This window comes from Microbacterium sp. (genome assembly GCF_049650565.1).
GTDB lineage: Bacteria > Actinomycetota > Actinomycetes > Actinomycetales > Microbacteriaceae > Microbacterium.
In genome coordinates this window covers 34,040-56,789 of record NZ_JBASAK010000015.1, presented here as the reverse complement: position 1 = coordinate 56,789, position 22,750 = coordinate 34,040, and the positions used below count along the sequence as shown (strand labels likewise).

The 22,750-nt window shown below is 70.5% G+C and carries 22 protein-coding genes; 9 read left to right on the top strand and 13 right to left on the bottom strand.

Features of this window, described 5'->3' with window-relative positions; translation table 11 throughout:
* Positions 1–10: 10 nt before the first annotated feature.
* The gene (locus WA967_RS02415) at positions 11–2,596 is read right to left on the bottom strand and encodes a DUF2309 domain-containing protein (protein ID WP_424419300.1); all 2,586 of its coding nucleotides are present in this window, start codon (positions 2,594–2,596) and stop codon (positions 11–13) included.
* Positions 2,593–4,239, bottom strand: a complete 1,647-nt coding sequence (locus tag WA967_RS02410; protein WP_424419299.1) for a proton-conducting transporter membrane subunit — start codon at positions 4,237–4,239, stop codon at positions 2,593–2,595. Before WA967_RS02410 ends, WA967_RS02415 begins: the two co-directional genes overlap by 4 nt.
* Positions 4,240–4,421: 182 nt before the next feature.
* On the opposite strand from WA967_RS02410, the gene WA967_RS02405 reads away from it, so the two are divergent.
* Positions 4,422–4,778, top strand: a complete 357-nt coding sequence (locus WA967_RS02405) for a helix-turn-helix transcriptional regulator (RefSeq protein ID WP_424419298.1) — start codon at positions 4,422–4,424, stop codon at positions 4,776–4,778.
* Between the two features lie 15 nt (positions 4,779–4,793).
* On the opposite strand, the gene WA967_RS02400 is transcribed toward WA967_RS02405, so the two are convergent.
* Positions 4,794–5,135, bottom strand: coding sequence for a YciI family protein (locus WA967_RS02400; protein WP_424419297.1), 342 nt, complete (start codon positions 5,133–5,135; stop codon positions 4,794–4,796).
* Positions 5,136–5,269: 134 nt separating this feature from the next.
* On the opposite strand from WA967_RS02400, the gene WA967_RS02395 reads away from it, so the two are divergent.
* From WA967_RS02395 to WA967_RS02385, 3 genes are all read left to right on the top strand, one after another.
* Positions 5,270–5,809: an alpha/beta fold hydrolase gene (locus WA967_RS02395; protein ID WP_424419296.1), complete on the top strand. Its 540-nt coding sequence runs from the start codon at positions 5,270–5,272 to the stop codon at positions 5,807–5,809.
* Between the two features lie 5 nt (positions 5,810–5,814).
* On the top strand, positions 5,815–6,144 hold the full coding sequence (locus WA967_RS02390) for a YchJ family protein (RefSeq protein WP_424419295.1): 330 nt from the start codon (positions 5,815–5,817) through the stop codon (positions 6,142–6,144).
* Positions 6,145–6,219: 75 nt separating this feature from the next.
* Entirely contained in the window at positions 6,220–7,308 is a 1,089-nt protein-coding gene (locus tag WA967_RS02385; protein WP_424419294.1) for a tellurite resistance/C4-dicarboxylate transporter family protein, read from the top strand.
* 23 nt (positions 7,309–7,331) lie between these two features.
* On the opposite strand, the gene WA967_RS02380 is transcribed toward WA967_RS02385, so the two are convergent.
* Together WA967_RS02380 and WA967_RS02375 are read right to left on the bottom strand one after the other, a co-directional pair.
* A complete protein-coding gene (locus WA967_RS02380) occupies positions 7,332–7,907 on the bottom strand; it encodes a 1-acyl-sn-glycerol-3-phosphate acyltransferase (protein WP_424419293.1) in 576 nt (191 codons plus the stop codon).
* A 107-nt stretch (positions 7,908–8,014) separates the two neighbouring features.
* Positions 8,015–8,305: a Fe-S cluster assembly protein HesB gene (locus WA967_RS02375; RefSeq protein WP_424419292.1), complete on the bottom strand. Its 291-nt coding sequence runs from the start codon at positions 8,303–8,305 to the stop codon at positions 8,015–8,017.
* 145 nt (positions 8,306–8,450) lie between these two features.
* Between WA967_RS02375 and WA967_RS02370 the strand changes: the two genes are divergently transcribed.
* The gene (locus WA967_RS02370; protein WP_424419291.1) at positions 8,451–9,095 is read left to right on the top strand and encodes a DUF1345 domain-containing protein; all 645 of its coding nucleotides are present in this window, start codon (positions 8,451–8,453) and stop codon (positions 9,093–9,095) included.
* Between the two features lie 6 nt (positions 9,096–9,101).
* On the opposite strand, the gene WA967_RS02365 is transcribed toward WA967_RS02370, so the two are convergent.
* Positions 9,102–9,575, bottom strand: coding sequence for a DUF6328 family protein (locus WA967_RS02365; RefSeq protein WP_424419290.1), 474 nt, complete (start codon positions 9,573–9,575; stop codon positions 9,102–9,104).
* A gap of 87 nt (positions 9,576–9,662) precedes the next feature.
* Between WA967_RS02365 and WA967_RS02360 the strand changes: the two genes are divergently transcribed.
* Complete coding sequence (locus tag WA967_RS02360) at positions 9,663–9,803, top strand: hypothetical protein (RefSeq protein WP_424419289.1); 141 nt, start codon at positions 9,663–9,665, stop codon at positions 9,801–9,803.
* Here WA967_RS02360 and WA967_RS02355 read toward each other — a convergent pair whose 3' ends face one another.
* Together WA967_RS02355 and WA967_RS02350 are read right to left on the bottom strand one after the other, a co-directional pair.
* The gene (locus WA967_RS02355; protein ID WP_424419288.1) at positions 9,804–10,889 is read right to left on the bottom strand and encodes a 3-deoxy-7-phosphoheptulonate synthase; all 1,086 of its coding nucleotides are present in this window, start codon (positions 10,887–10,889) and stop codon (positions 9,804–9,806) included.
* A 211-nt stretch (positions 10,890–11,100) separates the two neighbouring features.
* The gene (locus WA967_RS02350; RefSeq protein ID WP_424419287.1) at positions 11,101–12,579 is read right to left on the bottom strand and encodes an MDR family MFS transporter; all 1,479 of its coding nucleotides are present in this window, start codon (positions 12,577–12,579) and stop codon (positions 11,101–11,103) included.
* Positions 12,580–12,717: 138 nt separating this feature from the next.
* Here WA967_RS02350 and WA967_RS02345 point away from each other — a divergent pair, with 138 nt between their 5' ends.
* Both WA967_RS02345 and WA967_RS02340 read left to right on the top strand, forming a co-directional pair.
* Positions 12,718–14,589: an ABC transporter ATP-binding protein gene (locus WA967_RS02345; protein ID WP_424419333.1), complete on the top strand. Its 1,872-nt coding sequence runs from the start codon at positions 12,718–12,720 to the stop codon at positions 14,587–14,589.
* Positions 14,590–14,710: 121 nt separating this feature from the next.
* Positions 14,711–15,973, top strand: a complete 1,263-nt coding sequence (locus tag WA967_RS02340) for an ROK family transcriptional regulator (RefSeq protein ID WP_424419286.1) — start codon at positions 14,711–14,713, stop codon at positions 15,971–15,973.
* A 73-nt stretch (positions 15,974–16,046) separates the two neighbouring features.
* Here WA967_RS02340 and WA967_RS02335 read toward each other — a convergent pair whose 3' ends face one another.
* The 5 genes from WA967_RS02335 to WA967_RS02315 all read right to left on the bottom strand — a co-directional run bounded on the left by WA967_RS02335 (position 16,047) and on the right by WA967_RS02315 (position 21,729).
* Positions 16,047–17,195, bottom strand: a complete 1,149-nt coding sequence (locus WA967_RS02335; protein WP_424419285.1) for a cysteine desulfurase family protein — start codon at positions 17,193–17,195, stop codon at positions 16,047–16,049.
* A 1-nt stretch (position 17,196) separates the two neighbouring features.
* Positions 17,197–18,048, bottom strand: coding sequence for a carboxylating nicotinate-nucleotide diphosphorylase (nadC, locus tag WA967_RS02330; protein WP_424419284.1), 852 nt, complete (start codon positions 18,046–18,048; stop codon positions 17,197–17,199).
* Positions 18,045–19,571 carry an L-aspartate oxidase gene (gene nadB / locus WA967_RS02325; RefSeq protein WP_424419283.1) on the bottom strand — a complete coding sequence of 509 codons (1,527 nt, stop codon included), beginning with the start codon at positions 19,569–19,571 and terminating at the stop codon, positions 18,045–18,047. Before nadB ends, nadC begins: the two co-directional genes overlap by 4 nt.
* Entirely contained in the window at positions 19,568–20,866 is a 1,299-nt protein-coding gene (gene nadA, locus WA967_RS02320) for a quinolinate synthase NadA (protein ID WP_424419282.1), read from the bottom strand. Before nadA ends, nadB begins: the two co-directional genes overlap by 4 nt.
* 239 nt (positions 20,867–21,105) lie before the next feature.
* Positions 21,106–21,729, bottom strand: coding sequence for an NUDIX hydrolase (locus WA967_RS02315; RefSeq protein ID WP_424419332.1), 624 nt, complete (start codon positions 21,727–21,729; stop codon positions 21,106–21,108).
* A gap of 68 nt (positions 21,730–21,797) precedes the next feature.
* Here WA967_RS02315 and WA967_RS02310 point away from each other — a divergent pair, with 68 nt between their 5' ends.
* Positions 21,798–22,706, top strand: coding sequence for an amidohydrolase family protein (locus tag WA967_RS02310; protein WP_424419281.1), 909 nt, complete (start codon positions 21,798–21,800; stop codon positions 22,704–22,706).
* Positions 22,707–22,750 lie beyond the last annotated feature (44 nt).

Sequence of the window (22,750 nt, the reverse complement as noted above, 5' to 3'; positions counted from 1 at the left end):
AATGCGCGGCTCAGCCGCGGATCAGCGGATTCCAGCCGGTGGGCGAGTAGCGGAGCCACGGTTCGTCGTCGCTCTCCCGTGCGCAGAGTGTGATCCAGGCGTTCGCGGCCAGATCGCGCAGCATGGGGTTCCGCTCGATGATCTCGTCGAGTCGCGAGGTAGGAGCCTCGACGAGCGTCAGCATGCGCATCGGCTCGTGCCGCAGGCGGATGCCGTCGGACAGCGACTGCCACGGCAGTCCCACCTGCAGGTCGGTGGTGGGCCCAGCCATGACGCCCAGGCCGCCTCCGACCACGTTGTGCAGCGTCTTCGACCCGGCTCCCAGCTTCTGGTGATCCACAGCCGAGAAGTAGTACTGGCAGCTGATCCACTGCGCAACGATCGTCGGGCCCATGAGCAGCGTCTCCAGCACCGAGCCGTCGGCGTCGCTGTAATGGTCGTAGTCGTGCAGGAACACCCGGCAGTCGAGGTTCACGCCGCGGGTCAGCGCACGCGGTGCGATGATGGTCGCCGTGTTGCCCGCGAGACCCCACTCCGGGAACGCCTGGGCCCAGTCGACCGAGCGCGTGCGGACGTGGCGCACGGCATCCCGGGCGCTGCGGCGCCCCTTGGCGGCGGGCAGGGTCGCGACCCGTTCCAGCGCGAGCTGCTCACCCGCGGTCTCGAGGTCCGCGCGCAGTCGGGCGACGTCGTCGGCGTGATCGGCGGGGATGAGATGCGCGTCCAGGATGGCGACATCGTCCGTCGTGGTGTTGTGCTCCGCCGCGAGGAACAGAGTGGACGCAGGGATGCGGATGCCGTGCTCGACGAGCGCCTCTCGCACGTCGGCGCGGTTCAGCAGCTCGGCGGCCGCCCTGGCATTCGGGGCGCCGGGATGCCCGCCGCAGGCACCGCAGTCCAGTACGGCCTGATAGGGGTTGTTCGTCGTGGTGGCGCTGTGACCGGTGAACACCACGAGTCTGGCGAAGCCGTCGGTCAGTCCGAGCAGCGTCAGGATCGTCACGGCGGTCTGCACCCGCTGATCAGGGGTGAGCGCGTCCAGCGTGACCTCGGTCGTGGCCTCGGGGGTGAGCCTGCCGGTGGCCTTCCGGAGCAGGGCACTGGATGCACGCGGGGCCAGCGTCCGTGCTGCGGCGATCGGTCCGGCCGCCCAGCCGGTCGCCTCCGCGAGGACGAAGGGCGCACCGGGCACCTCCTCGGCCGTGTGCCACGAGGACTGCACGGCGGCGGCCATCTGCCGCCCCGCGAGGTGCCGCGCGTTCTCGCGCTCGTGACCGGCGGTCGGCGCCTCGGTGAGATCGAACTGCGACGTTCCCGGACCGGGATGCTGGTGGCGGTGCGTCGGGCTGAGCAGGGGAGCGAAGCGCATGGCGACGGAGAAGAAGCCGGCGAACCCCATGGTCTGGTACGGCCCCGTCTCCTCGAGATGCCGGCGCAGCCCCTCCGCGCGGTTGTCGATGCAGCACGCCACCTGCGCGAACGGCGCCGCCGGGGCGGCCGACAGCGCACGCTGCCCATCCATAGCAGCCAGCAGGTCGTCGCGGTAGTGGCCTTCGTACGCCTCCAGCCAGATCAACTCGCGACGGCGCAGCGGCAGGTGGATGAGCAGATCGGCGACGACGTCGCGATCCTCCGGCATCGCTTCGGCGGAGAGCAGCGACAGCACGTGCGCCGCGCGCTCGCGCGGACCGGGCAGGACCGGCGCCTGGACGGGAATCCAGCGAGCCGCCTCGTATGCCGTCGTCCCCGCGTGCGCGGGCACCAGGAAGGCGGCCTCGACGCTCACCCGCATGGCCAGGTACTCCAGCAGATCCGCGATCTCGTGCGCAGGATCCTCCTGACGCCCGCGGATGCGAGCCGTCCAACCCGGCAGGCTCGACAGATGGCAGCGAAGATACTCGACGCGCTCCGACTCCGGGACGCCCAGCTCTGCGAGGGCGTGCAGCAGAGCATCCTGGGGTTCGGCGTCGACGGCTCTCAGACACGCTCTGGTGCGGCGCGGCAGGCGTGGGGTATGCGGTGCCAGACCGCGCCAGGCCGCGAAGAGCCCGCTCTCCCGGGCAGGCATCGACCAGGTCGTCTGCCCTTCGCCGAAGTATCCGCCGAGGTAGGTGATCACATGCGTCTCGATGCGTGAGGCGACGTCGGAGTCGAGTCGCTGCGCGAGCGTGAGCTGCGTGCGCTTCGGTGTCGGAACGGTCAGGCCGTGCAGCAGATCCACGAGGATGATCTCGTCGGGCTCGAAGACGGTGCTGCCGACGGTGATCGGTGACTGCTCGAACACGCGGGGTGCGAGGGTCTGCAGCGCTCGCCGCAGATCGGCATCCGTGATCCGACCGCCCTTGTACAGCTCGCGCATCCACGTCTCGGGGGGCATGACGCGGGACCCCAGGAGTTGACCGGCGATCCGTGCGGCCTCGGTGAACGGCTCGTCGATCAGGCCTTCGAGCGGATTGCCCGAGATGAAGTCCTGCAGGGGCCAGGTCCCGGTGAAGATCCGGCTCGCCTCGACCACGTCGCGGTTCAGGCGGCGGCGTGCTTCCTCGGCATCGGAGATCGACAGGGCTGCGAGCGCGGCAGCCTCGACGCGGCTCACAGCCGCACTCCTTCTGACACGGGCTCGGGCGTGTTGACGAACAGCGGGCGGCCCACGCGGGGGATGGGCACGACGCCGTGCGGGTGCGGGTGCGGGTACGGCATCGTGCGAGGTGCCGTCATCGCGCGCGGCTGGAACCGGATGGGCTGCCCTGCGGCCAGAACGTGCGCATACAGCCACGCGGCTGCTCGCGGGAAGCGCCGTGCCAGCGAGGGTGCGCACCAGGCGGCGACCAGCACCATGAGCAGCGCTGCGAACGCCCATGCGGGTGCAGCCGCGGCGCCCATCGGAGTGAGGTCCTGACCCAGGAAGCGGGTGATCGCGGTGAGGATCGTCAGGTAGGCGCCGGCCATGAGGGGGACGGCGATGAGCAGGATCGCGATGCCGGGGCCGGTCGGCCTGCGGCGGATCCAGCCCCACCCGGCGGACGCCGCCGTCAGCGCGGCGAAGGCCATGAGCACAGCGCCACTGGCGTGCGACTCGGGGCGCAGCAGGGCGGCGAAGACGGCGACGGAGGCCGCGGCGACGGTGATGCTGAGCGCCCCCAGCGCCGCAAGCCGGGCGCGGCTCACGGGCGTGAGCGCCGGCTCGTCCTCGTGGCGGACGTGGGCGCCGACAGCGGAGGTCGATCCGAGGAACAGCGTGGACTTGAACATGCCGTGCGCGATGAGGTGCGAGATCGCGGCGGCCAGCAGCCCCAGCGAGCAGGCCAGCAGCAGGAATGCCATCTGCGCGATCGTCGAGTAGACCAGGGCGCCCTTGATATCGGGGCGAGCCAGCATGATCAGTGTCGCGTACACCGTGCCGATCGCGGCGACCGCGAACGTGAGGCCGGTCGCCCACAGACTGGCTCCGACCAGCGGGTAGAGGCGCACCAGCAGGATTCCGCCCGCATTGACGACGCCGGCGTGCAGGATCGCCGAGACGGGGGTGGGCGTCGCCAGCGAGGCAGACAGCCAGCGGTGGAAGGGCAGCTGCGCGCACCGCGCGGCAGCGGCGATCACGAGCAGGACCGCGATGACCGCGCCGGTCACGGGGCCGGCATCCGGAGCGGCAGAGAGCGTGCCGATGTCCTGGGTTCCGCCGTGTGCCAGGTGGAGAGCTACCGCCACCCACAGGGCGGTGTCGCCGATGACGATCATGCGGGCGGTGTGCCGGGCCGCGTCGCGGGCCGCCGGCTGCGGCCAGTGCATCGACACGAGACCCACCAGGGCCAGGCCGGATGCCGTCCATCCCGCCGCCAGCGTGATGACCGACGCCGAGGTGACCATGACGGCCGTCGCGGAGATGAGCAGGCCGGAGCGGATGACGAACCGCGCGGCGCTGTCGTCGCCGAGCAGCTGTCGGCGCGCGAACACCTGGACGACGGTGTTCACGAAGCTCACGAGCAGCAGCAGGAGGACGGTGAGCCTGTCCGCCGTCGCGCCGAACCACAGGCCGTCATCCATGCCGATGCGCATCGTGGTCGCCTGCCCCCGGACGCCCACGAGAGTCGCCAGTGCGAGAGCGGCCGACACGCCGAATGCTGCCCCGATCACGCCCAGATGCCGGGTCGCGCCGCGCGCGCCGGGGATCAGCGCGAGCAGAGACGCGAGTCCGGGCGCGGCGATGCCGATGGTCAACAGTACGGCGGTGAGGCTCATGCGAGGCTCGCCGGGGCTGTGTTGGTGATTGCGATCACGAACGCCTCCAGGCTCATCCGACAATGATTACAAGAAACAAAATAGCAGACTAAGTTGTCCGGTATTGACGGTCAGGTCTCATATGACAGGTGATCGGCCCGGCCTGACGCCCTTCGCCGGGGTCGGCCTGTTAACATGACGTCATGCCGGCGTGGACGTTCCTGACCAATCACGCGCACGTGTTCCTGTGCGTCGTGAAGGATCCGGAAGCCCGCCTGCGCGATATCGCCGACATCGTCGGCATCACCGAGCGCGCGACGCAGCGCATCATGTCCGATCTGGTCGAGACCGGTTACATCGAGCGCGACAAGGCCGGCCGCCGCAACGTCTACCGCGTGCCGCCCGGACTGCCGATGCGGCATCCCATGGATCGTCATGCCGACCTGGACCAGCTGGTATCGGTGCTCACCGGGTTCGGGCCGGGCGAGCATCCGGCGGCGATGGAGGAGGACCGGGGATCTCGAAAGAACCCGCCTCATGACGCCCCCTCCGTGAGCTGATGCCGGCCGCCCGGGTCACATGATCCGGCGGACCTCCTGCGCCCAGCCGCATGCCTCGGCGATCGCCCGGGCCCAGAACTTCGCCTTCTCGTCGCCTTCGACGTCGACGATCGTGAAGCCGCCGATGTACGGCTCGCCGGGTGCGTGCTGCCCCGACTGGATCTGCGCCCCCGCGTCGGTCACGCTCACGCGGAAGGCTCGGGACATGTCCTCGTCCACCCCGCCGGCGAACACGTACTCGCCTGCGGACCTGATCTCGTCGACCACTACTCTGACCAGGGGTCCGCGGGCGGCGAACCACTCGTCGGGATGCTCACCGACCCACTGCTGGTTGAAGTAGATGATGTACTGCGCCATCGGCACAGGCTAACCCCGGGGCTGCACGCGCGGAACCCCGTGCTCTCCCGACTTGTCTGCCGGCGGCCGGGTGAATACCGTTGTCTGGGCGGTCGCGCACATCTGCGGTGGCCGCGAACGACCAGGAGGCGACCGTGGCGCAGACCAGCATCTTCGAGGCGGACGGCCGCACCGTCGAGTACGTCGACGAGGGGGAGGGACCCGTCCCCCTCGTGCTGATCCACGGCATCGGCCGCACCGGCGAGGCGCTGGGCGTGATCGCGCACTACCTGGCCTCGGAGGCCGGCTTCCACGTCATCCAGATCGGCGCCGACGCGGTCGACGACGTGATCGCGGTGATGGACCACCTCGGCATCGGGGACGCCTGGGTCGGCGGCCATGGCTCGGGCGGCACACTCGCACGTCGCGTCGTCGCAGAGCACCACGAGCGATCCAACGGCCTGCTGCTGCTGGGCGTGGAGGACGAGGACATCCCGCTCGCCCCGGCGCTGCCGGTGCTGATCGTGCAGGCCACCGACGACGATGTGACCCCGCCCGCCAACGGCGAGAGGCTGCAGGCCACCGCGCCCGAGCGAGCCAGCATCAAGACGGTCTCCGGCGCCGACCACCACTTCCCGGTCACGCACCCGATCGAGACCGCCGTCATCATCGAGGAGTACCTGGACTGGGACTGATCCGGATGAGCGAGCAGTCGGAGCCCGCTACGGCCGAGGAGCTGATGCGGTCGCGGTTCGCGGCGTTCAAGCGTGCGGATGCCGCGTGGCTGCTGCGCACCTGGCATCCATCGACGCGGCCCGCCGAACTGGACCTCACGGACAATCCGCACTGGCGGGGACTCCAGATCGTCGACGCGGTCGACGGAGGAGCGGATGCCGACAGCGGCGTCGTCGAGTTTCGCGCCACCTATCTGCGGGACGACGGCTCGATCGGCATCCTGCACGAGCGATCGCGGTTCCTGCGCGACGATGGCCGATGGTTCTACGTCGACGGCGACCTGTTCGACGCGTAGCCCGGAGAGCGCGATCCGTCGCACGCGATAATGGATCGGGCGGCACACGTCACCGAAATCGACGAGAAGCGGATCATGAGCGAGACAGCGGCGACAGAGACAGTGTCTCCTGCATCTCCGATCCGGTTCGAGGTCGGGCGCCTCGCGCCGGGCTACTTCGCCGCCGTCATGGGCACGGGCATCGTCTCCATCGGCCTGCACGACGCCGGTCTCCTCATACCCTCCGCGGTGCTGATGTGGATCACCGTCGTGCTGTTCGTCGTGCTGTGGGTGCTGTACATCTGGCGCGCCATCGCGTTCTGGGATCGCGTGGTCGCCGACCTGCGCGATCCCGGGAAGGCGTTCGCCTACTTCACCGTGGTGGCCGCGGCCGACGTGCTGGGCGTGCGCCTCTCCCAGGAGGGCTGGACGCCCGCCGCCGCATCGCTGTTCCTCTTCGCCGCGCTGATCTGGTTCGTGTTCGGCTACGTGCTCCCGTGGCAGGTGATGATGACGCGCGACGGCAAGGTCATCCTCGCCAGCGCCAACGGCACGTGGTTCGTGTGGGCCGTCGCCAGCCAGTCACTGGCAGTCGGCATGGGACAGCTCCGGCCCCAGTTCGACTCCGAGCTCGCCCAGTGGATCGGTCTGCTGGCCGTGCTGGCCTGGTCGGTGGGCGTGATCCTGTACGCGGCGATGGCCGTCATGGTGCTGCTGCGCGTGGTGCAGTACGGCGTGACCCCGCAGCAGTTCGAGCCGCCCTACTGGGTGGCCATGGGCGCTCTGGCGATCGCCGTCGTGGCCGGTGCAGGCATCGTGCAGATGGATCACACCCCTCTGGTCGACGCGGTGCGCCCGCTGATCGCCGCGACCGTCGTCATCTTCTGGGTGTTCTGCCTGTGGCTGATCCCGCTGCTGGTCGGCGCGGGCGTCTGGCGCCATGTTCTGCATCGGGTGCCACTGCGCTACGTCCCCGCGCTGTGGTCGATGGTGTTCCCCGTCGGCATGATCGCCGTGGCGTCCATCTCGCTGGGCAAGGCGGATGCCCTGCCGGCGGCCGGCGCGATCGGAGAGGTGGCTCTCGTCATCGCCGTGATCGTCTGGGCGGCCGTGTTCGCCGGCCTGGTGCACCATCTGGTGAACGTGCTGTGGGCGTCGATGCGCGCACGGCGAGCCGGCGCGTAGCGCGTCAGACGGCGCGGCGCTGTTCAGGCGCCCGGACGCTCCTCACGCAGCCGGGGTTCGACCCGGTGCTCGGGCCGCGCACCGGCCTTGTCGGCGTAGAAGGCACGGATCCGGTCCATGTCGGCCGCCACATCACCGGTCAGCTCGATGGTGGGGCCGAGCCCCGTGGTCATCGTCGTGCGATCCACGTAGCCCAGCGTCACCGGCATCCCGGTCTCGCGTGCGATGCGATAGAAGCCGGACTTCCAGTGCGAGTGGCCCTGGCGCGTGCCATCTGGCGTGATGACCAGTCCGAACACTGCGCCCGCGCGCACCTGCGCGACGACGTCGCCGACGACGCGGCCGGGATCCCCGCGGTCGACGGGAATGCCGCCCAGTGCGCGCATGATGGGTCCGCGCCAGCCGGCGAACAGCGTCTTCTTGCCCATCCAGCGCACGTCGATGCCGAGCCTCCAGGCGATGGCCAGCATCAGCACGAAGTCCCAGTTGGAGGTGTGCGGGGCGCCGACCAGCACGGTCGGGCGGGTGGGTGCGGGTTCGGTCTGCAGCGTCCACCGGCTGAACACCCAGTACACCCGTGCGACAAGACGACGGAGCATCTCTCCACGGTAGGTGAGCGCTCATGCGCACCCGGGCATACGACCCTTCGCGCCCGGGCAAACGAAGAGCCGCCGTCGGGGACGGCGGCTCTTCAGGTGCGCCTGCGTCAGGCGGGCTGGGGGAGCAGCGTGAACGACACCGCCCCCTGCTCGTCGACAGTGGCGTCGAGCACCTTGTCGTCCAGGGCCTCCGAGACGGCCTGCTCGAGGAACACGTGCAGTTCCTCGTCGCCGATCACCTCGTCTCCGGGCTCGGGGACCGATGCGACGGTGACGGAGAACCGCGGTTCGTCCGTCGTGCCCGATGAGTGGATGCGCAGGCCCGCCTCCGGCGTGGTGCTCTGCTGTGCGACGATGGTCGCCGCGATCGTGTTGGCGTTGTCGGTCAGGGTGAGCATGCGGCTCTCCTTCCGGTTGCGGACACCGCACCGTCCGGGGCGGTGTCCGAGCCACGATTCCCCAGTCGCGCGGCGCCTTCAACCCGAGCCGGCGGACTCTGAGCGCATTCACACCTGCCTCGTTCACAGCGCGTAGCATTCGCTCATGGATGATCGCGCTGTCCGACTGTCCGCGCGGCTGCGCCTGGTCGTCTCAGCGGCGATCGGCATCCTCGCCGGCGTGGCGATGGGTGCGATGCTCGGACCTGCCGCGGGCGTCGTCGGCGGCTGGGGCACGCTGGGGGTCGTCAACACCGTCTGGGTGCTCGTGACCGTCTGGCCGATGAACGCCGCGGCGACCAGGACGCACGCGACCGCCGAGGACCCGGGCCGCAGGACGGCTCGCACCATCGCCATCCTCGGCAGCCTGATCAGCCTCGTCGCCGTCGGCCTGGTCGTGCTGCAGGCGCGGCATGCGGGGAGCGTCGAGGGGTACCTGCTGGCGGGCATCGCAGTGCTGGGCGTCGCTGCATCCTGGGGTCTGATCCAGGTCGACTACATGCTGCGCTACGCGCGGATCTATTACACCGGCGAGATCGGCGGGATCGTCTTCAACCAGCAGGACGATCCGGAGTACACCGACTTCGCGTACTTCTCGCTGGGGCTCGGGATGACGTACCAGGTGGCCGACACCAACGTCACGGCCAACGCCGTGCGCCGCCTGGTGATCGCGCAGACCACGCTGGCGTACCTGTTCGGGGCGGTCATCGTCGCCACCGTCATCAACCTGGTGACCAGCCTCGGGAGCTGACCGCCGTCAGTCCCGCCTGCGGCGGAGCAGCTCAGGCAGGACCGCCCACAGCACGACGGTCACCAGCAGCCCGACGACCGCGGCGGCGATGGCGACCGGCCTGCTCATCGTCAGGTCGAGGATGAGCGCGACGACCCCTACGGTCAGCGCACCCACCACTATCAGGTCGGCCTTCAGGAGCCGGTTGGCCACCCGCACCAGCATCACCTTCCGGTGCTGATGGAACAGCATCCGGTGCATCCCGACCGGCGCGAGGGCGAGGATGGTCGCGAGGGCCGCCAGCACCACCAGCACGATGTACAGGCCGTGCTGCACGGCGTCCAGCTCGGTGAAGCGCTGCTGGAAGACGACCGCCAGCAGGAAGCCCGCGAGCACCTGAGTGCCGGTCTGCATGACCCGCAGCTCCTGCATGAGCTCGTTCCAGTTGCGGTCCGCGCGCTGCGAAGCGGTCTCAGCAGGGCGGGAGGTCTCGTCGTCCATGACCCGCAGGCTACTCTGCGAGTCGTCGGATGCGCACGCGCATCCGAACCCGGCCCTTCACCGTCCCCCACGGCGTAGCATCGGGGGATGGCCGATCAGCAGAGTCCCCAGACGCAGACGCCCGCGCTCACCGCGCCGCCGTCGTTGCAGCTGATGACGGCGGACGCCGAGGCCGGCCTGTGCACCGACGGCTACTGCGTGCTGCCGCAGCCCCGACCCTCCGAGTGATCATCGCGTCGCGCTTGCGCGACGGCTGCGGGCGGCCTGTGCCAGCTCACCGAGGGCGCGCACGGTCGCATCCCAGCCCATGCACGCGTCGGTGATGCTCTGCCCCCGCACGAGGCCCGCCGGCCCCGCCTCCACATCGAGCTTCTGCGCCCCCGCGACCAGATTGCTCTCCAGCATGACGCCCGCGATGCTGCGCCCGCCCGAGGCGATCTGCCCGGCCAGTTCGGCGGCGACCTCCGCCTGGCGCAGGTGGTCCTTGCCGCTGTTGCCGTGGCTGGCGTCCACGATCAGCCGGTCCGTGAGTCCTGCCGCCGCCAGCCGTTGCGCGGCCAGGCGCACGTGCGCCGCATCGTGATTCGGGCCGTCGGCGCCGCCGCGCAGGATCACCGACGTGTCCGGGTTGCCGGTCGTCGTCACCAGGCTGGCTCTGCCGTCGCCGCCGATGCCGAGGAACGCCTGCGGAGCGGATGCCGCGGTTGCGGCGTCCAGGGCGGCCTTGAGCCCGCCATCGGTGCCGTTCTTGAATCCGATCGGCATGGACAGGCCGGATGCCAGCTGCCGGTGGATCTGGCTCTCGGCCGTGCGTGCGCCGATGGCGCCCCACGCGATGAGGTCGGCGGTGTACTGCGGGCTGATCGGCTCGAGGAACTCCGTGGCGCACGGCAGGCCCAGCGCCGTCACGTCCCGCAGGAAGCCGCGCGCCAGGCGCAGCCCTGCGGCGATGTCGTGGCTGCCGTCCAGATGCGGGTCGTTGATCAGGCCCTTCCATCCGACCGTGGTGCGGGGCTTCTCGAAGTAGGTGCGCATGACGATCAGCAGGTCGTCGCGGTGCGCGTCGGCTTCGGATGCCAGCATCCGGGCGTATTCGATCCCGGCGTCCACATCGTGGATCGAGCACGGGCCGACGACCACCAGCAGCCGGTCATCCGCGCCGTTCATGACGGCCCGCACCTCGTCGCGGCTGCGGGCGACGGTGGAGGCGAGCAGGTCCCCGGCGGGGAGCTCCTCGATCACCTCCGCAGGCGAGGGGAGCGCGGCGAAGCCGCGCACGTGCAGATCGCTGGTGCTCTGGAGCGTGTCGGTCATGGGCATGGGTCCTGTCCTCTCTGAGGCGGACCCTGCGCAGAGCCCGCCGAAACGGCGAAGGGCAGAGCGGATGCTCTGCCCTTACGGCTCTGAAGGTGTCGGTGCGCGCTACATCTGCGCCGGCTCCTCCAGAGCCGGCCGAAAATACGCGAACCAACGGGTCATGTCCAGAACACTACCGCACGGGCGGAGCACCGGATGACGCATGACGTCAGTGCCCGATGGGCGCCTGCCCGTCGGCATCCTCGAGGTCGTCGGCCGGCTTGCGGATCAGGAACGCGCCGATGATCGTGACGGTGGCGATGACGGCACCGATCAGCAGCGATGCGCGGGCTCCCGCCGCGACGGCGACCGGTGCGTCCGTACCGCCGCCGGAGGCGGAGACCGTCGTGAACACGGCCATCATCACGGCGATGCCGGCGGCGCCGGCCACCTGCTGCACGGTGCCGACGACGGCACTCCCGTAGGAGTAGAACCGCCGCTTGAGCGAGGCGAGCGAGGCCGTGAACAGCGGCGTGAACGACAGCGCCAGGCCCACCGAGAGTGCGGTCTGCGCCACGAGCACCAGCCACACCGGAGTGCCGGTGGTGACCGTGGTGAACACCCACAGCATGGCGGCGGCGAGCACCGATCCGGGGATGAGCAGGATGCGCGTTCCACGCTGGTCGTAGATGCGCCCGATCACCGGACCCAGCAGGCCCATCGCCAGCGCGCCGGGAAGCGCCACGAGACCGGCTTCCAGGGCTGTGAGTCGCAGCGCGTTCTGCAGGTACAGCGGGATGACCGTGATGCTGCCGAAGAACGCCAGCGACAGCAGGAACATCTGCACGATCGACAGGGTGAAGTCGCGTGAGGCGAACACGCGCAGGTCCAGCAGCGCGTCGTCCCGCCGCTGCAGCACCACCTGGCGCCAGAGGAACAGGCCCAGGCCGACGACGCCGAACGCCAGTGCGATGACCATCTGCAGCGTGCCGCTGCTGCTGCCCAGGCCGCCGATCTGGCTGAGACCGAACACCAGTCCGCCGAAGCCGAACGCCGACAGCACGATGGAGAGCACATCGATGGGGGCCTGTACGCTCTCGCCGACGTCGGTCAGCCAGCGCCATCCGATCAGCATGGCCACCAGCGCGATGGGCAGCACCACGAAGAAGATCGCGCGCCAGCCGAAGTGATCCAGCAGGAATCCGGACAGCGTGGGGCCGATGGCGGGAGCCAGCGAGATCACCACGCTGACCCTGCCCATCATGCGCCCGCGCGATGCCGCCGGCACCAGCTCCATGATCGTGGTCATCAGCAGCGGCATCATCACCGCGGTGCCGGACGCCTGCACGACGCGTGCGCCCAGCAGCATCGGGAAGCCGGTGGCCAGCGCGGCCAGCAGCGTGCCGGCGGAGAACAGCGAGATGGCGGCCAGGAACATCTGCCGCGTGGTGAAGCGTCGCAGCAGGAATCCCGTGATGGGGATCACCACTGCCATGGTCAGCATGAAGGCGCTGGTCACCCACTGCGCGGCGATCGGGGAGATGCTCAGGTCGTGGATGAGATGGGGGATGGCGATGGCCATCGTGGTCTCATTCAGGATGGCGACGAACGCCGCGGACAGCAGCACCCAGATGACGGCCATGTCCTTGGCGGGGATGATGCCGGTCCGGGGCGGAACGGGCAGCGTGCCGGTATCGGCGGACGACATGGGACTCCTGAGAGGTGCGAGGGAGGTGAGATGCGGCGGGCGAGCTGTGGATCAGCCCTACAGCCTAACGCGAGGCACCGACATTCCATTCCCTCTCGGTCTCCGCATCACAGTGCGCATTAGCCTGAGGAGGTGAGCATGGTCAGAGGCGGGCGCGGCGGGGCATTCCGCGGGGTGGACGAGGCCGCGCAGCGCAGGCTGAACGCTCAGGCACCGCAGATCGACGGGCTCGGCCGCCGCGTCATGGCGCTGTTCACCCCGTACCGGGGCAAGCTGGCGGTCACCGCGCTGCTGGTGGTCATCGGCGCGGGCCTGGCCGTCATCCCGCCGCTGCTGGTTCAGCGCATCTTCGATGACGCCCTGTTCCCGCTGTCCGGAGGCGGTCCGCACATTCCGCTGCTGGTGATGCTGGTGAGCGTGATGATCGGGCTGTACCTGCTCTCGGCGGGGCTGGGAGTCGCGCAGACCTGGCTCACCTCCACGGTCGGCAACCGAGTGACCGGCGACCTGCGGGTGCGGCTGTTCGACCATCTGCAGGCCATGGAGCTGGGCTTCTTCACGCACACCAAGACCGGGGTGATCCAGTCCCGGCTGCAGAACGACGTCGGCGGGGTGTCCGGCGTGCTCACCAACACCGTCACCAGCATCCTGGGCAACACGGTCACGGTGATCGCCTCGCTGGTGGCGATGCTGCTCATAGACGTGCGCCTCACGCTCATCGCCGTGGTGATGATGCCGATCCTGGTCATCGTGCAGCGCCGCGTCGGCCAGGTCCGCGCCCGCATCGCGGGGCAGACGCAGGAGTCGCTCTCGGAGCTGACCAGCATCACCCAGGAGACGCTGAGCGTTTCGGGCATCCTGCTGTCGAAGTCGTTCAACCGGCAGCGCACCGAGTCCGCACGGTATCAGAGCGAGAACCGCAACCAGGTGCGCCTGCAGGTGCGTCAGGCCATGAGCGGCCAGGGCTTCTTCGCCGTCGTGCAGGTGCTGATGTCCAGCATCCCCGCCATCATCTACCTGGTCGCGGGCTTCTTCCTCTCCGGCGGCGCCCCCGAGATCACCGCCGGCGCCATCGTCGCGTTCACCACCGTGCAGGCGCGCCTGCTCATGCCGCTGATGGGCCTGATGCGCGTGGCCCTGGATCTGCAGACGTCCAAGGCGCTGTTCGCGCGCATCTTCGAGTACCTCGACATGGTGCCGCAGATCGGCGATGCCCCGAACGCCGTCGACGCGGCAGCCGCGCCCGGCCCTCGCGGCCACGTCGAGTTCCGGGATGTCGTGTTCCGCTACCCGGATGCCACGGGCGACACCCGGCCGACCCTCGACCATGTCTCGTTCATCGCCGAGCCCGGCAGCCATGTCGCATTCGTGGGGCCCTCGGGCGCGGGCAAGACCACCATCCTGTACCTGGCGCCTCGGTTGTACGAGGCATCCGGCGGGTCGGTGCGCTTCGCCGGGGCCGACGTGCGCGCGCTCACGCAGGGCTCGATCATCGACGACGTGGGCATCGTCTCGCAGGAGACCTACCTGTTCCACTCCACGATCCGCGAGAACCTGCGGTACGCGAAGCCCGATGCGACGGATGCCGAGCTCGAGGCCGCCTGCCGCGCCGCCAACATCCACCACATCATCATCGGCTTCGAGGACGGTTACGACACGATCGTCGGAGAGCGCGGCTACCGGCTGTCCGGTGGGGAGAAGCAGCGCATCGCCATCGCACGCGTGCTGCTGAAGGATCCTCCGGTGCTGCTGCTGGACGAGGCCACCTCGGCACTGGACACGGTCTCCGAGCGCGTTGTGCAGGAGGCACTGGACGAGGCGGCGAAGGGCCGGACGGTGATCTCCATCGCGCACCGGCTGTCGACGGTGATGGGTGCCGACGTCATCCACGTCATCGAGGCCGGGCGCATCGTGGAATCCGGCACGCATGCCGAGCTGCTGGCCGCCGGAGGGCTGTACGCCGAGCTCGCCGCCCAGCAGGTGGCGGCATCGCGCATGGAGGGCGCCTGAGCGCGCGCGAGGATTCCGGATCACGCTGATCGGCATACGGGTGCTGGACTGGCGGGATGCCGCTCGCTGACCGCATCTGAGTCCGGGTGCGTGTGCTGACGCTCTACTGTGGCAGTTGGCGATGAAGCACGCATCGAGGCTCTCGCCGTCCACCCGATCGCGAAGACAGGAGCGTGCACCCATTCACATCGACACTCCGGCATCCCGTGCCAGGGTCCGCCCGGCCGGGACCCCCAGCCTGCTCCGCTCGCACAACGACCGGCTGACCCTCGACTTCATCTTCGATCACGGGCCGATCTCGAAGACCGAGGTCGGCGCGGGCACGAACATCTCCAAGCCCACGGTCGGGCAGAGCCTGAGCAGGCTCGCCGAGCTCGGCCTCGTCGCCGAGAGCGGGATGCGCGTGGGCGGGGTGGGCCGGGCGCCCACGCTCTTCGAGGTCGATCCCCGCGTGGGCTCGATGATCCTGGTCGAGGTCGGCACGGAGCTCGTGCACGGCATCGGCGTCACGATCGCGGGGGAGTACACGCCCGAGGTGCAGGTGCAGCCGAGCGGCCGAGACATCGTCGACGTCATCCGCGAGCTGCGTGACGAGCTGATCACCGGCCTGCCGGAGACGACATTCGGGCACACCCTCGTGCTCGGGCTCTCCGGCGCCTACGACGCCGTCGCCGACCACGTCCGGCACGGCGCGCACATGGCCCCGCGCGTCGCGGGACTGCAGCGTCCGGGACTCGGCGCGCGGCTGCGCGAGGCCTTCGGACCCGTGGTCGCCGTCGAGAACGACGTGAATCTGGTCGCACTCGCCGAGCATGCGGAGGGCGTCACGGCCGGCACCTCCACATCGGTGCTGTTCTGGGCGGACACGGGTGTCGGCGCCGCATCCCTCATCGACGGACGCATCCTCCGCGGCGCGACCGGCAGCGCGGGCGAGATGGCGTTCCTGCCCGTCTCGTCGACGGCGCGCACGCCCGATGACGGCGAGGGCGGCTTCCAGCGCTGGGCGGGAGGCGTGGCGCTCGCGGCGCTGGGAAGAACGTTCGGCCTGACCGGGACCACCCGGCGGATGATCACGACGGCGACCTCGGACAGCGCACGGTACGGCTCGTTCCTGGATGCCGTCGCCGAGCGCTACGCGCAGGCGATCGGGTCCCTGATCGCCGTGCTCGACCCCGAGGTGGTGGCTCTCTCCGGCGCGTACGCGCTCGCCGGCGGTGAGGAGCTCGCACGCCGCATCCGGGTGGCCGTCGACGAGCAGGCGATCCGCGCCGTGCCGGTGAAGCTCGGCGCGTTCACGGAGTCGCCGGTGCTCACCGGTGCGGAGGTGCTGGCCCGGCGCCTGCATCGCGCGGCACTGCTCGACCGGGTGGGACCCGCGGCCTGACCCGCGGGCCTGCGGACTCGAGCCCGCGGGTCGAACCCGCGGCCTGCGGGCCTGAGCCGTTCTCGCGCGCCGATCAGGCGGAGACAGCGGCGACGGATGCCGCGACCAGCGCCGCCAGCTGCGCTGCCGCACCCGCAGGGAGCGGAGCGCGCCCGAACGTGAAGCGCACGGCGGTCTGCGCGACCTCGGGCGCGACGCCGCACGCGACCAGCACGTGCGACGGTGCGTCGCTGCCGGCCGCGCAGGCCGAACCGCTGGACGTGATGACCCCGCGGCGCTCCAGCTCCAGCAGCACGGCCTCGCCGCTGGTGCCCTCGAACGTGAAGCCGGCGGTGCCGGGCAGGCGGCAGGTGGGATGCCCCGACACGTGCGCCCGCGGCACGGCATCCAGAATCCCGGCGATGAACTCCGCGGTCGTCGCCGCGACCGCCGCGATCGACTGCCCGCGCTCGGCCTCGGCCAGCTCCAGAGCCGTGGCCAGCGCCACCGCTCCCGCGACGTTCTCGGTGCCGCTGCGCCGACCGCGCTCCTGACCGCCGCCGTGCAGCAGCGGCTCCAGCGGCACGCGCGTGCGCACGGCCAGCGCCCCGGTGCCCTTGGGCGCGCCCAGCTTGTGCCCGGCGATCGAGATGGCGTCGACCATGCGTCCCACCGTGCGCAGATCCAGCCAGCCGGCCGACTGGACGGCATCCACATGCACGGGCACGCGCCGTTCGCGGGCGAGGGCGGCGATGGCCGGCACATCCTGCACGGTGCCGATCTCGTTGTTGGCGTGCGCGAAGGTCAGCAGCGCGGTGTCGTCGCGAAGGGCTGCCGTCACGGCATCCGGATGCAGGGAGCCGTGCTCGTCGACCGAGACCAGCTCGACGTCGATCCCGTGCAGGCGTCGCAGGTGGTCGGCCGATTCGAGCACGGACTCGTGCTCGATGGGCGTCGTGACCAGATGCCGGCGCCGGGGATCGCGCTGCAGCGCTCCCAGCACGATGCCCTTGACGGCCAGGTTGTTCGCCTCGGTGCCGCCCGAGGTGAAGATCACGTCGCCCGCCCGCATGCCCAGCGCGCCGGCGACGCGCTCTCGGGCATCCGCCAGTGCTCGCGCGGCGGCCTCGCCGGCGGTGTGGTGGCTGGACGGGTTGCCGAACACCTCCGTGAGGTATGGGCGCATGGCCTCGAGCACCTCAGGGCGCACCGGGGAGGTGGCGGCGTGATCCAGGTACAGCACCTCAGCCGATCCGCACGTCGAGCCCGAGATCCAGGGCGCGCGCGGAGTGCGTGAGCGCGCCGACCGAGATCACCTGGACGCCGGTCTCGGCGATGCCGCGCACGGTCTCCAGGCTCACCCCGCCTGAGGCCTCGGCGATCGCGCGTCCCTTCAGCAGCCCCACCGCCGTGCGCAGATCCGCGAGCGAGAAGTTGTCCAGCAGCACGGTGTGCGCCCCGCCGTCCAGCACCGCGGCGATCTGGTCGAGCCGGTCGACCTCCACCACGACGTGCGTGGTGTGCGGCAGCCGGCCAAGCGCCTCGCGCAGCGCCTCGGCCAGGTCGCGGCCGCCCTGGCGCAGCACTTCGAGGTGATTGTCCTTGGCCATCACGGCATCCGAGAGCGACCTGCGGTGATTGCTGCCGCCGCCGCACACCACCGCGTGCCGTTCGAACTCGCGCAGGCCGGGAGTGGTCTTGCGGGTGTCGGCGATGCGCGCATCCGTGCCCTCGACGGCGTCGACATAGGCGGCGGTGAGGGTGGCGATGCCGCTCATCCGCTGGGTGAAGTTCAGGGCCACGCGCTCGGCGGTGAGGATGCCGCGGGCGGGCCCCGACACGGATGCCAGGGCGTCGCCGGCCTCGAAGCGGTCGCCGTCCGCGGCATGCAGATCCACCCGGATGCCGGGATCGGTGAGAGCGAACGCGGCTGCGAGCACCTCGCCGCCGCTGAAGACGCCGGCCTCGCGCGCGATGAGGTCGGCGGTGGCCTGCGCGGCCTCCGGCAGCAGCGCGGTGCTGGTGATGTCGCCCCAGGGCGCGTCCTCGTCGAGGGCGGCGCTGACGGTGCGGTGCAGGGCTGCGGGGGTGATCATCGGGCCCCGATCAGGGCGGGCCGGCTCCCGGCGGACTCGCGCGGTGCGTGCCGGGCCGGTGCGGGGAGGAGGCGGAAGTGCGCGCCGAGCGATTCGGTCCGGTCCAGAGCGGCGGATGCCACGGCCCTGGCGACCACGAGCAGGTTCGCATCCTCCTGCTCCTCGGACGTGCGGGGCATGGGCGGGGTCCATGAGGCGAGCCGGTGCACGGCATCCGCCAGCCCCTCGTCGTCCCGCAGCAGCCCCACCCGCTCCCACATCAGCTGCTGCAGCTCCGCCCGCGCGAACGTCGCCGCACGGTTTCCCAGGTCGCGGTTCTTCTCGGGAAGAAGGTCGGAAGGCGGGGCGGACTGCGACCTGGGCGGGAGCGAGTCGGGTGGCGACGTGCTGAGGGAATCCGCGGCGCGGGCGCCGAAGACTGCGCCCTCCAGCAGCGAGTTGGAGGCCAGGCGGTTGGCCCCGTGCACACCGGTGCGCGCGGTCTCCCCGATCGCCCAGAGGCCGGGCAGCGAGGAGCGCCCGTCGATGTCGGTGACCACGCCGCCCATCAGGTAGTGCGCGGCGGGGGAGACCGGCACCGGCGCGCGCGTCCAGTCCAGGCCACGACGGTGCAGCTCGGCGTCGACGGTGGGGAAGCGCTCGGCCAGGTCTGCAACGCCGGTCGCGTCCAGCAGAACGGGTGAGCCCTGTGCGAGCGCCCGTCCGGCCACCGCGCGTGCCACGACATCGCGCGGTGCGAGCTCGGCATCCGGATGCTCGCCGAGCAGGAACCGGCGGCCGTCCGCATCCCGCAGCACGGCTCCCGCACCGCGCACGGCCTCCGAGACGAGGAATGGCGATGCACCCGTCAGGACGGTCGGGTGGAACTGCACGAACTCCAGATCCGCGACGGCGGCGCCCGCGCGCAGTGCCATGGCGATCCCGTCGCCGGTGGTGCCCGCGGGATTGGTCGTGGTGGGGTACAGGTGCCCTGCGCCGCCGGTGGCGAGGATCACGGCATCCGCGTGGATCTCCTCGCCGCCCAGCAGGCGGATGCCGTGCACCCGGCCGTCCGCCACCAGCAGGTCCGCCGCGAAGGCGGCCTCCCGGATGCGCACCGAAGAGGAGCGCACGCGAGCGAGGAGGGCGTCCGAGATCGCGCGGCCGGTGGCATCGCCGCCTGAGTGCGCGATGCGCGGCAGGCTGTGCGCGGCCTCCAGCCCGCGGGCGATCGAGCCGTCGGCGGTGCGGTCGAACGCGACGCCGACGGCCACCAGCGCGGCGATCGCGTCCGCGGCCCCGTCTGCCAGCGTCGCGATGGCGACCGGATCGCCGTGCCCGCTGCCGGCCTGCAGGGTGTCCAGCGCGTGCAGCGCCGCCGAATCGCCCGGGCCGTACGCGCCGGCGATACCGCCCTGGGCGTGCGCGGTGCAGCCGTCGCCCAGCTCGCCCTTCACGATCAGCTGCACATCGTGGCCGAGAGCGTCCGCCCGCAGTGCGGCGGTGAGGCCGGCGATGCCGCCGCCGGCGACGAGGATCCTCATCGCGGTTTCGCCGCCAGCATCCGCTCCAGCGCGAGCCGCGCCGGATCCGCCACATCGGCCGAGACCTGCACGCGGTTCTGGACGTGCCCGGCGACCAGCTCCTCGAGCACCCAGGCCAGATATCCCGGATGGATGCGATACATGGTCGAGCACGGGCACACCACAGGGTCCAGGCAGAAGATCGTGTGCTGCGGATGCTGTGCGGCGAGCCGGCGCACCAGGTTCACTTCGGTGCCGATGGCGAAGACGGTGGGCTCGTCGGCCTCCTCGATGGCACGGCGGATGTAGGCCGTGGAACCCGACTCGTCGGCGGCGTCCACCACGGGCATCGGGCACTCCGGGTGCACGATCACGCGCACGTCGGGGTGCTTCTCGCGGGCCTCGGCGATCTGGTCCACCGTGAAGCGGCGGTGCACCGAGCAGAATCCGTGCCAGAGGATCACCCGTGCGTCGGCCAGCGCCTCTTCGGACGAGCCGCCCAGCGGCTGCCGCGGGTTCCACATCGGCATCCGCTCCAGCGGCACGCCCATGGCTTTGGCGGTGTTGCGGCCCAGGTGCTGATCGGGGAAGAACAGCACGCGACGCCCGCGCGCGAACGCCCACTCCAGCACGGTGCGTGCGTTGGACGAGGTGCAGACGATGCCGCCGTGCCGTCCGACGAAGCCCTTGATCGCCGCGGAGGAGTTCATGTAGGTCACGGGGATCACGGGGACCAGGCCGTCGGCATCCGTCTGATCCATCGGCCCGTACACGTCGGCCAGCTGCTCCCAGCAGTCCTCCACCTCGTCGATCGAGGCCATGTCGGCCATCGAGCATCCGGCGGCCAGGTTGGGCAGGATCACGGCCTGATCGGGACCGGAGAGCAGGTCGGCGGTCTCGGCCATGAAGTGCACGCCGCAGAAGACGATGGCCTCGGCCTCGGGATGCTCCAGTGCGGCGTTCGCGAGCTGGAACGAGTCGCCCACGTAGTCGGCGTGCCGGACGACCTCCTCGCGCTGGTAGAAGTGCCCGAGCACGACCACGCGGTCGCCGAGCGTGCGCTTGGCGGCGTCGATGCGGGCGTGCAGCTCGTCCTCGCCGGCCTCGCGGTACTCGAGCGGGAGTTCGCCCTGGCGCGGTGCGCCGGTGGGGATGACATCGCCCATCGAGGAGCCGGGCCCGTAGCCGGGACGGATGTCGAAGTCCCACGGGCCCGCCGCCAGGTCGCTGGTGCAGACGGATTCGGAGGATTCGCCCGCGACCGCCGCCTGCACGGCGTGATCGATGGAGGGGTCGAGCAGGGGGAGTGCAGGCATGAGGACGCCGCCTTCTGGTCGCTGTGACACTTACTGTGCGGGAACAGATTATGTCTAACTGACCAGAAGTGCAATCCGTGTGGCGCCGTCGTACGGATGTCGGTGCGAGTCACGGATGTCGGCGCAGATGCGCTGAATCCGCCGACATCCGTGATCTGAGCCGACATCCGTACCGCATGGAGTGCCGGAGGACGGGATGCCGGGGCGGTCGGGAGAGCGGATGCCGGGGCGAGAGCGCGTCAGGCGTCGGCGATGTAGCGGTACAGCCGCGCGGGGCGGTGCTTGCCGGTGCGGAACGACTCGGTCGGGACGAGCTCGTCGGAGCCCTCCAGCAGCCGGCGGAAGTTCGAGGGGTCCAGGCGCCTGCCCAGCACCGCCTCGTACACCTCGCGCAGTTCGGTGAGCGTGAACTCGTCGGGCAGCAGGCCGGCGGCGATGCGGCTGTAGCCGACTTTGTTGCGCAGGCGATCCAGCGCGTACTCGGCGATGCGGTTGTGGTCGAATGCCAGCGGCGGGATCTCGTCCACGTCGAACCACTCGACGTTCTCCGGGGCTCCCTCGGCCGCGCGCTGCGCGTCGACGAGGTCCGAGCGCAGCAGCGCCCAGTACACGATCGAGATGGTGCGGTTGGGCGCGCGGTCCACGTCTCCGAAGGTGTACAGCTGCTCGAGGTAGCTCGGCTTGAGCGCGGTGGTCTCGGCGAGGGTGCGGGATGCTGCGGCATCCAGGTCCTCCGCCGGATCCAGCCATCCCCCCGGCAGCGCCCACTCGCCGAGATGCGGCTGGCGGGTGCGCCGCACCAGCGGCAGCATGAGGCGGTCGCCCTCGGGAGCGCTGCGCAGCGAGAAGATCACGGCCGACACTGCGACGCGGATCGCGTCCTGCTCGCCTGTGCCACTCACATCCTCGAGCCTAGGGGCAGGATGAGCACATGCCGGCATCCGACACCACACCAGGCCCTGCGACCGACGATGACATCCCTGCCTACCTCGATGCGCTGGGAGTCCCCGGCCTCGCCGACATCCACGTGCACTTCCTGCCGGAGCGGATGCTGCAGAAGGTGTGGGAGTACTTCGATCACGCGCAGGAGCACTACGGCGCGGCCTGGCCGATCCACTACCGCATGGACACCGAGGACAGGCTGCGGGCGCTGCGGCGGATGGGGCTGAGGGCCATCCCGGCATTGACGTACCCGCATAAGGCGGGCATGGCCGCCTGGCTGAATGACTGGAACCGGGAGTTCGCCGCAGAGCATCCGGATGTCATCCACTGCGGCACGCTGTATGCCGAGCCCGACGCGGGGGAGTACGTGCCCGACGCGCTCGCCGCCGGTGCGAGGTTGTTCAAGGTGCATGTGCAGGTGGGCGGCTTCGCGCCGGATGACCCCGTGCTGGACCCGGCGTGCGCTGCGCTGGAGGCGGCGGGTGTGCCGGTCGTGATCCACGCCGGCTCCCGTCCGCTGGTGGGCGCGCATACCGGACCCGAGCCCATCGCGGCCGTGCTGGAGCGCTTTCCGGGGCTGGCCCTCGTGATCGCGCACATGGGGATGCCCGAGTACGACGCCTTCGCCGATCTCGTCGAGCAGTACGAGAACGTGCACCTGGACACCACGATGTTCGCCACGGGGTACCTCGACGGCCCCGACCGCTGGCCGTCCGGGTACGTGCAGCGGCTGTCCACGCTGCCGGATCGCATCGTGCTCGGGTCCGACTTCCCGAACATCCCTTACGCCTATGCCAGGCAGCTGGTGGGCCTGGCGGGCCTCGGTCTCGGCGACGACTGGATGCGTGCCGTGATCTGGGGCAATGGCGCCCGGCTGATGGGCATCCGCGTGCACTAGACCCCGCCCGTGGCCGAAATGTTACCGGCCTGTGCGTGCACTCG